13 protein-coding genes are annotated in these 15,161 nt (G+C 64.2%); 7 read left to right on the top strand and 6 right to left on the bottom strand.

Features of this window, described 5'->3' with window-relative positions:
- Window positions 1–2: 2 nt before the first annotated feature.
- The 6 genes from J0H39_07245 to J0H39_07220 form a co-directional block, all read right to left on the bottom strand.
- On the bottom strand, window positions 3–1,097 hold the full coding sequence (locus J0H39_07245) for an ABC transporter ATP-binding protein (protein ID MBN9496533.1): 1,095 nt from the start codon (window positions 1,095–1,097) through the stop codon (window positions 3–5).
- Window positions 1,098–1,100: 3 nt separating this feature from the next.
- Entirely contained in the window at window positions 1,101–1,940 is an 840-nt protein-coding gene (locus tag J0H39_07240; GenBank protein MBN9496532.1) for a carbohydrate ABC transporter permease, read from the bottom strand.
- 2 nt (window positions 1,941–1,942) lie between these two features.
- The gene (locus J0H39_07235) at window positions 1,943–2,815 is read right to left on the bottom strand and encodes a sugar ABC transporter permease (GenBank protein MBN9496531.1); all 873 of its coding nucleotides are present in this window, start codon (window positions 2,813–2,815) and stop codon (window positions 1,943–1,945) included.
- 60 nt (window positions 2,816–2,875) lie between these two features.
- On the bottom strand, window positions 2,876–4,192 hold the full coding sequence (locus tag J0H39_07230; protein MBN9496530.1) for an extracellular solute-binding protein: 1,317 nt from the start codon (window positions 4,190–4,192) through the stop codon (window positions 2,876–2,878).
- 35 nt (window positions 4,193–4,227) lie between these two features.
- Entirely contained in the window at window positions 4,228–4,959 is a 732-nt protein-coding gene (locus J0H39_07225) for a FadR family transcriptional regulator (GenBank protein MBN9496529.1), read from the bottom strand.
- Window positions 4,960–5,826: 867 nt separating this feature from the next.
- Window positions 5,827–6,834 carry a succinylglutamate desuccinylase/aspartoacylase family protein gene (locus J0H39_07220; GenBank protein ID MBN9496528.1) on the bottom strand — a complete coding sequence of 336 codons (1,008 nt, stop codon included), beginning with the start codon at window positions 6,832–6,834 and terminating at the stop codon, window positions 5,827–5,829.
- Between the two features lie 76 nt (window positions 6,835–6,910).
- Here J0H39_07220 and J0H39_07215 point away from each other — a divergent pair, with 76 nt between their 5' ends.
- From J0H39_07215 to J0H39_07185, 7 genes are all read left to right on the top strand, one after another.
- A complete protein-coding gene (locus tag J0H39_07215) occupies window positions 6,911–8,380 on the top strand; it encodes a M81 family metallopeptidase (protein ID MBN9496527.1) in 1,470 nt (489 codons plus the stop codon).
- Window positions 8,381–8,560: 180 nt separating this feature from the next.
- Window positions 8,561–10,168, top strand: a complete 1,608-nt coding sequence (locus tag J0H39_07210; protein MBN9496526.1) for an ABC transporter substrate-binding protein — start codon at window positions 8,561–8,563, stop codon at window positions 10,166–10,168.
- Window positions 10,169–10,245: 77 nt separating this feature from the next.
- A complete protein-coding gene (locus tag J0H39_07205; GenBank protein ID MBN9496525.1) occupies window positions 10,246–11,187 on the top strand; it encodes an ABC transporter permease in 942 nt (313 codons plus the stop codon).
- Between the two features lies 1 nt (window position 11,188).
- The gene (locus J0H39_07200; protein ID MBN9496524.1) at window positions 11,189–12,025 is read left to right on the top strand and encodes an ABC transporter permease; all 837 of its coding nucleotides are present in this window, start codon (window positions 11,189–11,191) and stop codon (window positions 12,023–12,025) included.
- A gap of 5 nt (window positions 12,026–12,030) precedes the next feature.
- On the top strand, window positions 12,031–13,026 hold the full coding sequence (locus tag J0H39_07195) for an ABC transporter ATP-binding protein (GenBank protein MBN9496523.1): 996 nt from the start codon (window positions 12,031–12,033) through the stop codon (window positions 13,024–13,026).
- On the top strand, window positions 13,023–14,000 hold the full coding sequence (locus tag J0H39_07190) for a dipeptide ABC transporter ATP-binding protein (GenBank protein ID MBN9496522.1): 978 nt from the start codon (window positions 13,023–13,025) through the stop codon (window positions 13,998–14,000). Before J0H39_07195 ends, J0H39_07190 begins: the two co-directional genes overlap by 4 nt.
- Window positions 14,000–15,160, top strand: coding sequence for a hypothetical protein (locus J0H39_07185; GenBank protein ID MBN9496521.1), 1,161 nt, complete (start codon window positions 14,000–14,002; stop codon window positions 15,158–15,160). The genes J0H39_07190 and J0H39_07185 overlap by 1 nt, the downstream gene beginning before the upstream one ends.
- Window position 15,161: the final 1 nt, after the last annotated feature.

The following is a 15,161-nucleotide window of genomic DNA, read 5'->3' as shown; positions in this document are numbered from 1 at the left end:
GATCAGGCCGCGCCGTGATGGCGGGCGATTCCGGTTTCAGCGTCGAACAAGTGAATGCGCGCGGGATCGAAGGCGAGCGACACCGCCTCCCCCTCGCGCGCCGTGAATTCGCGCGGATCGGCGCGCGCAACGATCTCGGCGCCCTCGGCGAGGCGCACGGTCAAAAACAGATCCGGTCCGGCAAGCTCGGCGAGTGCCACCGTTCCGCGCAGATCGCCCTTGTCGCGGCCGGGCGCGATCGCCTCGGCGCGCACGCCCATCCTAAGCTTTCCGCCGCCGAGCACGGCCGCCGACGGATGGAGCGCAACGGAACCGCCCGCGCACACGAAACGCGGGACGCCGCCTTGAACGCCGAGCTCGCCGTCGAGGAAGTTCATCTCGCGATCGCCGACGAAGTTCGCGACGAAGGCATTGGCGGGCCGGTCGTAAATCTCGGCGGGCGGAGCGACCTGCTGCAGCTTGCCGTGATTGAAGATCGCGATGCGCGACGACAGCGTCATCGCCTCCGACTGATCGTGCGTCACATAGACGATGGTCGAGCCGAGCTGGGCGTGCAGCGCCTTGAGGTCCCGGCGCATGCGGATGCGCAAGCGCGCGTCGAGATTGGACAGCGGCTCGTCCAGCAGGAACACTTTGGGGTCGCGTACCATCGCGCGGCCCAGCGCCACACGCTGCTGCTGGCCGCCCGAAATCTCGCGCGGATAGCGCGCGAGCAGCGCGCCGATACCCAGCGCCTGCGCGACCGCCTCGACCTTGCGACGGATTTCGCCGGCGTCGGGCTTGGGTTTGCGCGCCTCCAGCGGGAAGGCAATGTTCTCCATCACCGTGAGATGCGGATAGAGCGCGTAGTTCTGGAACACCATCGCCAGATCGCGCTTTTCGGGCGGGAGCGCCGTTACGTCGCGTCCGGCGATCTCGATTTTGCCGCCGTCGGCGTCGATCAAGCCCGCGAGCAAGCCTAGTGTCGTCGACTTGCCCGAGCCCGACGGGCCCAGCAGCGACAGGAACTCGCCCTCCGCCACGTCGAGATCGAGACCCGCCAACGCAACGACGGGGCCGTAGTTTTTGGAGACGCCGCTGAAACGTACAGCCGACATGGCTCAACCCTTCACGCCGCCGCCGGTCAAACCGGAGACGAAATGCCGCTGGAGAAACACGAAGATCGCGACGATGGGCACGATCGAGACGATGGACGCCGCCAAAAGCGGGCCCCATTCCCGGCCGTAGAAGCCGAGATAGAAATAGATCGCCACGGGGAAGGTTCGCGCGGTCTCACTCGACGTCATCGTCACCGCGACGACGAAGTCGTTCCAAGCGAAGACCAGCACGAACAAACCCGCCGCGACCAAGCCGGGTTTCGAAAGCGGCAGCACGACCTTGAACAGGGTGCGCGTCGGCGAGCAGCCGTCGACGCGCGCGGCGTTCTCCACCTCCACCGGCAGCGATAGGAAATAACCGTAGAGCATCCACACGACGACCGGCAGCTGGTAGGCCGAATAGAGCAACACGAGCCCCAGGCGCGTATCGGCGAGACCGGTGGCGCTGAGGAGCGTAAATGTGGGCACGAGCAACGAGGCGATCGGGATCGACATGACCGCAACGGTCGAGACCATCAACGTGTCGCGGCCGGGAAATCGGAAGCGCGCGATCGCATATCCGGCAAGCGCTCCCAGCGCCAACGTCAGGAGGACGCTTGCGGCCGAGACGGCGATACTGTTGGCGATGAAATAGGCTGCGTTGTCGGCGAAGATACGCACGTAATGCTCAAGCGTCGGATTCTCGGGCAGTAGGCGCGGCGGAAACTCGACGATCTTATCGGTCGGCTTCAGCGACGACAGAAAACCCCACAGGATCGGCAGCAGCGCGAACAATCCGATCAGCGCGTTGACCGCGAGGCGTGCCGCCTTACGGCGCAAAGCATGCGCGAAAACGTCGGTCATTATCAGAGCCTCCCCGCGCGGCGAAACAACAGAAGCAGCATCGCGACCAGCGCCAGATTGGCGAGGAACACCAGGATCGCCAGCGCGTTGGCCGGGCCCAGAATGTGGTCCTGGAAGCCGAGGCGGAACATGCGCAGCACCACCACCTCGGTTGAATTGCCCGGCCCGCCGCCCGTTAAGATCAGTGGAAACGTCAGGATGTTGACGAAGTGGATCAGCAGCCGGACGACCGTGATCAGGATGGGGATACGCAGCAGCGGCAGCGTGATGCGCCGGAAGCGCATCCACGCATCGGCGCCGTCCACGCGCGCGGCCAGATGCAGAGATGGCGGTATGCTTTTAAGGCCGGCGAGCAACATGATCATCGCGAAAGCCGCATCGCGCCACATCGCGTTGAACACCAGCGCCGCCATCGCGGATTTGGGATTGGCGAGGATCGATACATCGCCCATGCCTAAAGGCCCAAGGGCGAGTTGCGACAATCCCGCTTCCTGGGAGAAGAGCCATTTGAGAAGCATTGAGCCGACGAGCATCGCGATCATGTAGGGAACGAGCACGATCGCGCGCATCAGTGTGGCCGAACGTCCGTCGCGCTCCAGCCACAACGCCAATGCGAATCCCAATGCGAAGGTCAATATCAGCGAGAAGAAGGCGAAGATCGCCGTCGCAGCGAGGCTTCCCAGAACCTCGGGCGAGGTGACGACGCGCGCATAGTTGTCCCAGCCGACGAAGGATCGGATCTGGAAGAAACGGACATTGTGAAGGCTGTACCAGAAGCCGACCAGAAGCGGCCCGATCACCAAGCCAGCCTCCAGTGCCACCGCCGGCGCAATCAGCCGATACGGCACCCAAAATTCGGCGCGACGCGTTTCCATTGACCCAATCCCGTGGGACGGCGGCGGACGACACCCGAAGGCGCCGCCCGCGACCGGCCTTTACTGGCGTTCCTGTGTCGTGCGTTCGGCGATCTTCAGCGCGTCGGCGGCGCTGCGCTGTCCCAGCACGAGTTGTTGCGTGGCGAGATTAAAGTCAGCCAAGGTGCGCGACCAATTGCAGCGGCCGGGCATCATGAAGCCGTTCGTCGAGAACTCGTTGGCGACGAGGCGCAGCGGCGCATTCGCGGGTTCGGCCATCCGCGGATTCGCGGCGAGGCTTTTTAGCATCGGCACCTGACCGCCCGGCGACTGCCACAGCGCCATCGCGTCGGCATTTGTCATGTGATCGATGAACGCCGCCGCTTGCCGCAGACGCGGCGAGTTACGCCAAGCGACCGCGAACCAGCCTGTAATGACGGCCGGGCCGCCCTTCTGTGCGTTCCAACCCGGAATGCCGACTTGGGCAAGATCGTCCTTGTTCCAGCCCGCCGCCGTGCGCTGTATCTGTTCAAAACGGCTATTGGCGATGATCATCATCCCGTAGCGCCCGGCGGCGAACTGATCGATCGCATCGTCCGACGTCATCGCAACGGCCTCGCGCGGCGTGACGCGATGCTTGGTGATGAGATCGGCCTGCCAGGTAAGGGCACGCTCGGCCTCCGGCGTCGCGATGCGCGCCTTGCAGTCGTCGGTGAATATGCCGTTCTGCCCGCCGATCGCCGCGAGCACTGCCGGCGTCGCCGAGAAACGTTCGCTGGCGAGGCCGAGGCCAAGGCCCCAAATATCCGGCTGACCGTCGCCATTCGTATCCTTGGTCATGCGCTTGGCGGCTTCGAGAACGCCGTCCCAGGTCTTCAGGCTGTCGGGCGTCAAGCCCGTTTGCGCCAGAAGATCGCGCCGGTACATCAGCGTCCAAGTGATCGCCATCAGCGGCATGGCGAGCACCTTGCCCCCGACGGTCACGGCCTGCAGGGCCGCGGGTACGGCCAAATCGTCGCGCCGCTGCGCCGACCACGTATCGACCACCAGCGGCTTCAGATCGGCGGCCGCGTCGGTGTTGAGGATCAGACCGAGATTTTCGGCATTGACCCAGCCGATATCCGGCGCGTTGCGCGTGTTGTGGCCGAGCACGAATTTCTCTGCGAGCGTCGTCCACACCTGCGGCTCGACGCGGATCTTCACGTTCGAATTTTTCGCCTCGAACGATTCAATCATTTGTTTGAGCGCGGATTCCCGCCCGCCCGGTTTGGCGGGATCGAGGAACGTCCACATCGTCACCGTCGCCGGCGTCTGCGCCGCGGCGTTGCGCCAGATCGCAGGTACCGCCAGCGCACCTGCGCCGGCCAACGCGACGCGCCTCGTCACTTGGATGGTCATCGCTTCCTCCGTTATCGCGCGTTCGACGCGCTTGGTCAGATTTTGGTATCGAAATAGAGCTTCTCGACCCGATCGAAATGGCGCCGCATTTCCTTGCGCGCCTTCGCCGGATCCTGCGCCGCCAGCGCGGATATCAGGCGCTCGCGGAATTCCAGACCGTCGCGCCAGCTTTGGGAGTTTTCGACGTGGCGTCGTAGCAAATCCCACATCTCGCCTTGGCGCAGGCGCCAAAGCTCTTTGACGGCCCCCGCCAGGATCGAGTTGCCCGCGATTTCGGCCAAGCGCGCGTGGAAATAGCGATGCTCTTCCGAAGGCGACTTGCCGGCCTCGATCAACTTGCGCATGCGCGCAACGCAATCGCGAAGGTCTTCGATCTCAGATGTCGAGGCGCGGCGCGCCGCCATCTCAGCGATGGTCGTTTCGATCGCACGGCGCGCCTCGAATTGTTCGAGCGTGCCCGGCCCCAAATCCTTCGACGTCTCCAGCGGAAACACCGGCTTGCCACCGGAGGCGTCGCGCACATAGGTGCCGTCGCCGATCCGCGTTTCGATCAGGCCGGCGGCTTCCAGCGCGATCAGCGCCTCGCGGATCGACGGACGGCTGACGCCGAGTTGCTCGGCCAATTCGCGCTCGGCCGGCAACCGTGTGCCCGGCGCGAAACTGCCGTCGCGGATCAGCGCTTCGACCTGCTCGGCGATCTGTTCGTAAAGCCGTTTGGGCCGAACGACGGCGAGACGGCTGAGCGTTGCTTTGGGGGTCGGTTTCATCGACCCAAGAGAAATCACATTTTGGCCTTACCTGTCAAGTGGCCTTACCAATTTTTCGAAAACAACGATCGGTGCCTCGGACGTATCCGCATCGTTGGCGCGCGCTCGATATTGGATTTTGGCGGGGCAAGTGGACGACGAAATGCGCCACGGACGAAGGCTGGACGAAACACCTCCGCCATCCCTCGCCGTGCCCGCTTAAAGGACCGAATCTTGGATTCTGACTGCCTAGCTAGCAATCAATTTAGCTGCCCAATCAATTTCGAAACAACTTACTGATATTATTATAGTAAATCTAACTCACCAGCCCTGGCCCTTGGCGGAATTGCGGGTAGCAACCGCATTTTTTTCAAGTCTGGTCGGGTAGCTGGCAAAAACAGGCTGGTAGCTGCGCCAAAATCGAGGGAGCTGGCCATAGAACCCAGGTACCAACGCCCAAAGACGTCGTAGCTGCAAATTTGCGGCATGCGCGGGCGTCCAGTGCGCTGGGGCCCTTCCGGGGCCGCTTGACCCGACAACAAGCGCCGCGACCTAGCCAACGATCGCAACATCGCGCGCCGATAGCGCCTAATCTGTGACCCAGAAAAACGAATCCCTTGGTCGGGGGTTCAAATCCCTCCGCTGCTACCAAATCTTCCGTCCGGACTGGCTCCGCTGGAGCACTTCGGACACTCGAATAACCATCTGAAAGACATGAACGATCCGGAACGCACGCGGCGAGCGTCGCGCGCCAATGCCGGCTTGTCGAGTGGCGGGACAAGGCCGGACGAGTTGCGCGTCGAAGGGACAGTCATCATCGCCGCGCGGTTGGGAACCGCAACGCAGGTGACGCGACGCCCCAAGGTCATGCGCTTGCCGTCACGCCGCTCACCAGGATTCGTCGACCGCGAGATGGGCGACGCAATCGCCGCGTTCCACGCGGCCGTAATGGCGCCGGCACACGACAAACCCATCTTCCCGATAATGGCACGGCACGGGTGCGCGCGCCGGATTGTCGATGAAATGGACATGGCCGCAGAGTTGGCCCTTGCGCACGTTTTCGCCCAGATCGGTCGCGGGCTCGAAGAGGCCGGGCTCGGGCGCGAACACGTGCCACGCATCGCCGGGAACGCTGGCGCGGCGCGGCGGCGGCAATACCGCCCAATCCTTCGACTTTTCCATAATCCCCATCGCGACGAGTTGGCGGCGCAGGCCGCGCTCGACCATCGCCAACGCTTTGCGATCGACGGCACCCGTGCCGCCGAACTCACCGCCGAGGGCCGGCACGCCGCGATGCATCGCCGCGGCGGGCGCGAAGCGTATGTCGTTGCCGAGTTTCCAGATCAGCGCGAGATCGGGCGCGAAAGCGAGCAACGCATCGCGGCAGCGCGCATTCATCGCCGCATCTTTGCCTTCATGCATCGACGCGAAGGGCATGTATTCGAGCGAGCCGCCGCCCGAATGCAGATCGTGAAACAGATCGGCGCGCGGGAACAATTCGCTGTCGATGTAATAGGCGATCTGCTGCGTGACCGTGCCGTCGGGATCGCCGGGGAACACGCGATTGAGATTGCCGCCGTCGATCGGCGACACGCGCGCACCCTCCATCGCAGCGGGTAAATTCGCGGCCGGCAAAATGATGACGCGGCCTTGGATCTCCCCCGGTTCGAGCGCCCGGATCAACTTCGCGAGCGCGATCTGCCCTTCGTATTCGTCGCCATGATTGCCCGCTTGGAAAAACGCCGTCGGCCCCTTCCCGTTTTTGATGCAAGCGATCGGTATCATGATCCGGCCATAGGCGGATCGCGTCACCGAATGCGGCAAGCCAAGCCAGGTGACTTGCTTGCCGTCTTTGTCGAAATCGATGTCGCTGACGAGCCGCGTTGGTTTTCCCATTTTCTTCGCCCCTTCCGCGCAGCGGAACCGAAAGGCTATGCTGGCCGAAACATCAAATCCAGGGAGAAGAATAAAAATGCGCCTGTTCGCCGCGACGATCGCGACCGAGACGAATACGTTCTCGCCGCTGCCGACCAGTCTTGAAGCCTACAAGGAATGCGTCTTCCTGCGGCCCGGCGAACATCCCGACGATACGCCGCTGATGTGCACCGCCCCTTTATGGGTGGCGCGCAAACGCGCGAAAGCCGACGGCTTCACGCTGATCGAAGGCAGTTGCTTCGCCGCGAGCCCGGCGGGCACGACGAACCGCAAAGACTATGAGTTCATGCGCGACGAGATCCTCGACCAGTTGAAAGCCGCGATGCCGGTCGACGGCGTGTTGCTGGGCTTGCATGGCGCGATGGTCGCGCATGGCTACGAGGACGTCGAAGGCGACATCATCGAACGCGCGCGCGCGATCGTCGGTCCGAAATGCGTGATCGGCGTCGAACTCGACCCGCATTGCCATTTGACGCTGCGGCGCGTGAAGTTCGCCGACATCATCGTTCTCTATAAGGAATTTCCGCATACCGACGTCGTCGAGCGCGCGGAGGACGTGCTGAACCTCGTGCTACGCACGATCCGCGGCGAGATCAAGCCCGTGACGTCAGTCTATGATTGCCGCCAGATCCAAAGCTATCCCACGACGCTGCCTTTGATGCGCGCCTTCGTCGATCGGATGATCGCGATGGAAGGCAAGAACGGCATCCTGTCGATCTCCATCGGCCATTGCTTCCCCTATGCCGACGTGCCCGAGATGACGGGGCGTATTCTCGTCATCGTCGACGGCGACAAGAAACAGGCCGACAAGCTCGCGACCGAGATCGGCGAGGAATTCGTCGCCATGCGCGGCAAGACGATGCCCGATTATCTCGACGTCGATGGCGGCATCTCCGCCGCGATGGCGTTCAACGCCGCCCCGGTCGTGATGGCCGATCCCGCCGACAATGCGGGCGGCGGTGCGCCGTCCGACAACACGACGATCTTGCGCCGCTTGATCGAACGCGATGCGCAGGAAGCGGCGGTCGGGCCGATCTGGGACCCGATCGCGGTGCGCTTATGTTTCGACGCCGGGCTCGGCGCCACGTTCGCGCTGCGCTTCGGCGGGAAGATCGGCCCCGCCTCGGGCCAACCGATCGACGCGAAGGTTACGGTCGTCGGCCTCAAGCGCGATTGCCGCCAAAGCTTCGGCCCCACCCAAGTTCCGCTCGGCGACTGCGCGGCGGTGAAAATCGGCGGCGTCGAGGTCGTGCTGATCTCCAACCGCACGCAGGCGCTGGGGCTGGAGCTGTTCGAGAATGTCGGCATCGACCCGCGCGCACGAAAAATGCTTGTCGTCAAATCGACGAACCATTTCATGGCGGCTTTCGGCCCGATCGCCAAGAAGGTGATCTATATCGATTCCGACGGCCCGATCCCGCGGGACTACCGGAAGATTCCGTTCACGCGGATTCAACGCCCGATTTATCCGCTGGATCCCACAACGTCGCCGGGATTGATCTTCTGATACCATTCATATGACCAAACCGGCCTTGCCGCCCGATTAGGGCTATGACAAGCTCGTGCTGTAATTAAGGGCGAAACAAGGCCCCGACCTGATCTGGCGTACCCGCAGTATCTGTATTCGCAGTACCTGTCTTCGTACCCGCAGCGTCCTCAGCATCAAAACAAAAACAGGGAGGGTCACATGACCAAGATTGCGCGACGCACAATTCTCAAGAGCTCGGCCGCCGCGATGGCGGCCATGGCGGCCCCGTCGTTGGCGATGGCCCAAGCGCGGCCTTCGGCGGCGCGCACGATTCGCGCCGTGTTCCACGGCGACGTTCCCAGCTACGACCCGATCTGGACGACGGCGAACATGTCCGCCTATCACGGCGGCATGGTCTACGACACGCTGTTCGGCATCGACAGCAAGGGCGACGCGAAACCGCAGATGGTCAACCGCTACGATTACGACGCCGGCTCGATGACTTGGACCTTCGAACTTCGCCCCGGCCTCAAATGGCATGACGGGACGGATGTGACGACGGCGGACGTCATCCCGTCGATCAAGCGCTGGGCCGTGCGCGACGGCGGCGGCCAGCACATGATGCAACGCGTCAAGGATATCGCCGCGAAGGACGAGAAGACCTTCACCATTTCGCTCAAAGAGCGTTACGGCCTCGTCCTCGACGTGCTCGCCAAGACCACGACGCCGGTCGGCTTCATGATGCGCAAGAAGGAAGCCGAAACCGATCCGATGCAGAAGATCGAGACGGTCGTCGGTTCCGGCCCGTTCACGCTGAACCTGGCCGAGACGCGGCCCGGCACGCAGTATGTTTACGACCGCAACCCGAACTACGTGCCGCGCAACGAAGCGCCCAGCGGGATTTCGGGCGGCAAGGTCGTCAAGGTCGATCGCGTCGTCTTCGTCAATATGCCCGACAGCCAAACGGCCGTGGCGGCGTTGCAGGCCGGCGAAATCGACTTCTACGAAATTCCACAGGCGGATTTCATGCCGCAGCTGGAAGCCGATCGGAACATCAAGATCCAAGTCCTCAACGAAGTGGGCTTGGTCGGTCAGATCCGGCCGAACTTCCTGCATCCGCCGTTCGACAACGTGAAGTGCCGCCAAGCGCTGCTTTACTGCGTCAAGCAGTCGGACCACATGCGCGCGACGTTCGGCACGTCGAAATACGCGAAGGACACGCCGTCCTTCTTCGGCATGGGCACGCCGATGTCGAACGACGCGAATATCGGCTGGTACACGGGCGGGCAGAACTTCGCCAAGTCGAAGGCGCTGCTGGCCGAAGCCGGCTACAAGGGCGAGGAAGTCCTGCTGATGCAGGCGACCAACATCCCCTATATGAGCAACGCGGCCCAGCTTCTGGCCCAAGAACTGCGCCAAGGCGGCTTCAACGTCCGCGTCGAATCGATGGATTGGTCGAACGTCGTCCAGCGCCGCGCCAACAAGGCGCCGCCCGCGCAAGGCGGCTGGAACATCTTCATCACCTCGTCGGGCGGCACCGCCATCGGCCACCCCATCCTGCTCGCCGCGCACGCCGCGACCGGCGACAAGGCGTGGTTCGGCTGGCCGAGCGACGAAAAGCACGAACAGCTGCGTGCCCAATGGGCGGTCGGCGAAACCCTGGCCGATCGCCAGCGCATCGCCCGCGAAATCCAGGAGAACGCCTGGAACTTCGTGCCGCAGGTCTATTACGGCCAGTGGATCCAGCCGGCCGCGATGCGTACCAATCTCCAAGGTCTTCTGTCGGTCGCGGAGATCATTCCCTGGTGGAACGTCGAGAAGGTCTGATCGGCATTCCTTTTCGTTTCGCGTTCGAGCCGCCGATGCGCCCCGTTCGGGCGCATCGGTGCGCTTGGGAATAGCCGATGCTCGCATATATCGTCCGACGCATTTTGATGACCGTGCCGGTGATGACGCTGGTCGCGATCATCGTGTTCATGCTGCTGCATCTGTCGCCCGGCGATCCCGCCGCGATCATGGCGGGCGACAACGCCACGACCGACCAGATCGCCGCGATCCGCGCCAAGCTCGGCTTCGATCAGCCGCTGTGGAAGCAGTTCGCGCTGTGGTGCTTCGCCCTGATCCAAGGCGATCTCGGCAACTCGCTGTTCTGGGGCGATCCGGTGATCGTGCTGATCGGCCAGCGCGCCGAGCCGACGATCTCCCTCGCCCTCACCACCATCTCCTTCGCGGTCGTCGTCGCCGTGTCGCTGGGCGTGGTCGCGGCCGCCAATCCGGGCACTTGGATCGACCGAAGCGTCATGGGCTTCGCGGTGATGGGATTCTCGCTGCCGGTTTTCGTCGTCGGCTATATCCTGATTTTCGTCTTTGCCATCGATCTGCGCTGGCTGCCGGTCCAAGGCTATACGCGGATTTCGGAAGGGATCGGCCCGTGGCTTCACAATCTCGTCCTACCGTCGCTAGCACTCGGCATGGCTTATGTCGCTTTGATCGCGCGTATCGCCCGCGCGGCGATGCTTGAAGTCCTGTCCGAGGATTATATCCGCACCGGCAAAGCCAAGGGCGTGGCGGCACGCCCGCTGCTGTTGCGCCATGCGCTGAAAAACGCGGCCGTGCCGATCGTCACGGTGATCGGCATCGGCGTGGCGCTTCTGATCGGCGGCGTCGTGATCACCGAGACGGTGTTCAACATCCCCGGTGTGGGCCGGCTCGTGGTCGACGCGATCTCGCGCCGCGACTATCCGATCGTCCAAGGCGTGATCATGATCTTCGCCGGCATCTACGTGCTGGTGAATCTGCTGGTCGATCTGTCCTACACTCTGTTCGATCCGCGGATCCGGTACTGAGATGACAGCGCGCGAGATCGCCATCTTCGCCCGGCGCAACCCGACGATCGTCGCGGGTGCGACGATCTTGGCGCTCATGACCGTGATCGCGATCTTCGCGCCCTATATCGCGGGCGATCCGCGCCATATGAATCCGGTCAACCGGCTTCTGCCGCCCTCCGCCGCGTTCTGGTTCGGCACCGACGGTTTGGGCCGCGACATCTTCGCGCGCTGCGTCTATGGCGCACGCATCTCGTTGATCGTCGGCATATCCGTCGCAAGCGCCTCCGTCGCGATCGGCCTCGCCATCGGCTTGGCCGCCGGATATTTCCGCCGCCTCGACAACGCGATCATGCGCCTGATGGACGGCTTCATGGCCATTCCGGCCATTCTTCTGGCCATCGCGATGGTCTCGCTCAATCGCGCGACCGTCGCGATCGTGATCGTCGCAATCATCATTCCCGAAGTGCCGCGCGTCGTGCGTCTCGTGCGCTCGGTCGTCTTGTCGACGCGCGAACAGCCCTTCATCGAATCCGCAATTAGCGGCGGCGGCCGTTCGCTCAAAATCGTGCTGCGCCACATCCTGCCCAGCACGATCCCGCCGCTGATCGTCCAGGCGACCTATGTGACCGCCTCGGCGATCCTGATCGAGGCCGGGCTCTCTTTCCTCGGCGCCGGCGTGCCGCCGGAAACGCCGACCTGGGGCAACATGATCGCGTCGAGCCGCCTGCTGCTGGCGCGCGCACCCTGGACGATCTTTTTCCCCGGCCTGTGCTTGGCGCTGGTCGTCCTCGCGGTCAATCTGCTGGGCGACGGATTGCGCGACCGTCTCGACCCGCGTTTGTCGCGGCGGATGTGACGGCCATGTCCGAAACGCCCGTTCTTAAAATCGACGATCTCCGCACCCATTTCTTCACGCGCGATGGTGTGACGCGCGCCGTCGACGGCGTGACGTTCGAAGTCCGGCCGGGCGAGACGCTGGGCGTCGTCGGCGAAAGCGGTTGCGGCAAAAGCGTGACGGCGCTTTCCATTCTCGGCCTGCTGCCGCCGAAGATCGGCCGGATCATCGGCGGTTCGATCAAGTTCGAAGGCCGCGAATTGATCGGCCTCGACGAAGCCGAGATGCGCAAGATCCGCGGCAACAGCGTCGCGATGATCTTTCAGGAACCGATGACGAGCCTCAATCCGGTCTTCACCATCGGCGAGCAGATCGCCGAGGCCGCGATGATCCATCAAGGGCTCGACCGCGAAGCCGGGATCGCGCGCGCGGCGGAAATGCTCAAACTCGTCCGCATCCCCGACGCCGAACGGCGCGTCCACGATTATCCGCACCAATTCTCCGGCGGCATGCGCCAGCGCGCGATGATCGCGATGGCGCTCGCCTGCAATCCGAAGCTTCTGATCGCCGACGAGCCGACCACGGCCCTCGACGTGACGATCCAAGCGCAGATACTGCGATTGATGCTCGACCTCAAAGAGAAGATCGGCGCGGCGGTTATGCTGATCACCCACGATCTGGGGGTCGTCGCGCAAACCTGCCGCCGCGTGGTGGTGATGTATGCCGGCCGCAAGGTCGAGGAGGCCGACGTGCTCGACCTTTTCGACCGCCCCGCCCACCCCTACACCCGCGGTTTGATGGCCTCGATCCCGCGCCGCAACGCCGGGCGCGGCGGCCAGCGGCGCTTGTCGGAAATCCCCGGGATCGTGCCGAATCTGCGCGACCCGATCGCGGGTTGCGCCTTCGCACCCCGCTGCGCCCACGCGACCGACCGATGCCGTAACGAGCCGCCGCCGATCCGCCCATTGGAAAACGGCCATCTTGTCGCCTGCTGGGAAGCCGAAAAGGTGCTGGCGTCATGACCGAACGGCGCACCGTGCTGGAGGTCAAAGACCTCGCCAAGCATTTCGACGTGACGCGCGGTCTGCTGCGCCGCGTCGTGGCGAAGATTCGCGCGGTGGACGGCGTGTCGTTCGATATCGCGGCCGGCGAAACGCTGTGCCTGGTCGGCGAGTCCGGTTGCGGCAAGTCGACCGTCGCCAAGCTGATCCTGCGGCTGATCGAGCCGACGAGCGGCCATGTGGCGCTTGATGGCGTCGACGTCACGACGCTCGACGAAGCGGGCATGCGCGCCCATCGCCGCCATGTGCAGATGGTGTTCCAGGACCCTTACGCGTCGCTCAATCCGCGTTTGCGCGCCGGCGCCATCGTGACGGAACCTATCGAAAACTACGAATCCATGTCCGTCGCCGACCGCGACGAACGCGCGGTCAAGCTGTTGACGCGCGTGGGCTTGCGCGCCGATTCACGCAACCGCTTTCCGTTCGAATTCTCCGGCGGGCAACGCCAACGTTTGGGTATCGCGCGCGCGCTCGCCCTCAATCCCGGCTTGATCGTCGCGGACGAGCCCGTTTCGGCGCTCGACGTTTCGGTGCAGGCGCAGGTCCTGAACCTGCTGATGGATCTGCAGGAGGAATACGGCCTCGCCTATCTGTTCGTGTCGCACGATCTGGGCGTCGTCGAGCATATCGGCCATCGCATCGCGGTCATGTATTTGGGCCGCATCGTCGAGCTCGCGCGGCGCGAGGATATCTTCGCCGATCCGCAGCATCCCTATTCCGAGGCCTTGATCGCCGCTGCGCCGATCCCCGATCCGCGCGCCAAGCGCGAAGCCCGGCTGCTGGAAGGCGAAGTGCCGAGCCCGATGAATCCGCCGTCGGGCTGCCATTTCCATACGCGCTGCCCCTATGCGGTCGCGCGTTGCCGCGAGGAATCGCCCGCCTTGCGCGAGATCGCGCCGGGCCGCTTCGTCGCCTGCCATTTGCGGGGCAATTGATGACCGGTATCTACGCCCGGCTCGGCGTCAAACGGCGGATCAACGCGGCGGGCACCCTTACGCGCCTGGGCGGCAGTTTGATGGCCGACGCCGTCCTCGATGCGATGCGCGACGCGGCCCAAGGCTCGGTCGATATCGGCGAATTGCAGGCGGCGGCCGGTCGCGCGATCGCGCGTGCGACGGGGGCGGAAGCCGGGCTCGTCACCTCGGGTGCCGCCGCCGCATTGACGCTGGCGGCGGCGTCCTGCATCGCCGGTTACGACGTCGCCAAGATGGCGCGCCTGCCCGATACGCGCGGGATACCCAACGAAATCCTGATCCCGCGCACGCATCGCAACGCCTATGACCACGCGCTGCGCGCGGCGGGCGCCGTGCTCGTCGATATCGGCCATAACGATCGCGGCACGGGGGCTGGCATTCGCGGGCTGGAAGCGTGGGAGATCGACGCCGCGATCACGCCGGCAACGGTCGCCTTCGCCTTCACCGCCACGCCCGAAACGATCCCCGCTTTGTCCGGCATCGTCGAGGCCTGCCGGCGGCGCGGCCTCAAGCTCATCGTCGACGCGGCGGCGCAATTGCCGCCCGCCTCGAATCTGCGCGCCTTCGTCGCGGCGGGTTCGGATCTGGTCGTGTTCTCCGGCGGCAAGGCGATCGGCGGTCCGCAAGCGAGCGGCATTCTCGCGGGCAAGCGCGATCTGATCGCCTCCGCGCTGCTCCAGCAACTCGACATGGATGTCGATCCCGCGCGCTGGGCGGCCCCCGAGATCGTCGATCGCGCCCGCGTGCCCGTTCCCCCGCATCACGGCATCGGGCGCGCCTTCAAGGTCGGCAAGGAGGAGATCGTCGGCCTGATCGTCGCACTCGAGATTTTCGCCGCGCGCGACGACGCCGCCCATATCGCCGGATTGCGCGCGCGGTTGGAAGCGATCGCCGCCTCGCTGCCCAAGGACCGGACACGAATCACCGGAAGCCGAATTCCGTTGTTGGAGATCGACGCGGGCGACGGTCCCACAGCTGCGGCGAAACTCCAGGCCGGCGACCCGCCGGTCCATATCGGCGAGCGCGATCTGGCGAAGGGCGTTCTGCTCGTCGATCTTCAAACGGTCCGCGCGGCGGACGACGCGAAGCTCGCCGCCGCCCTTGCGCGCGTCGTCACTTAAG

It is taken from the genome of Alphaproteobacteria bacterium (assembly GCA_017308135.1).
In the GTDB taxonomy this organism is placed as follows: domain Bacteria; phylum Pseudomonadota; class Alphaproteobacteria; order CACIAM-22H2; family CACIAM-22H2; genus Tagaea.
The sequence above is the reverse complement of the archived record's forward strand: the minus strand, read 5'-3'. Positions and strand labels throughout refer to the sequence as shown.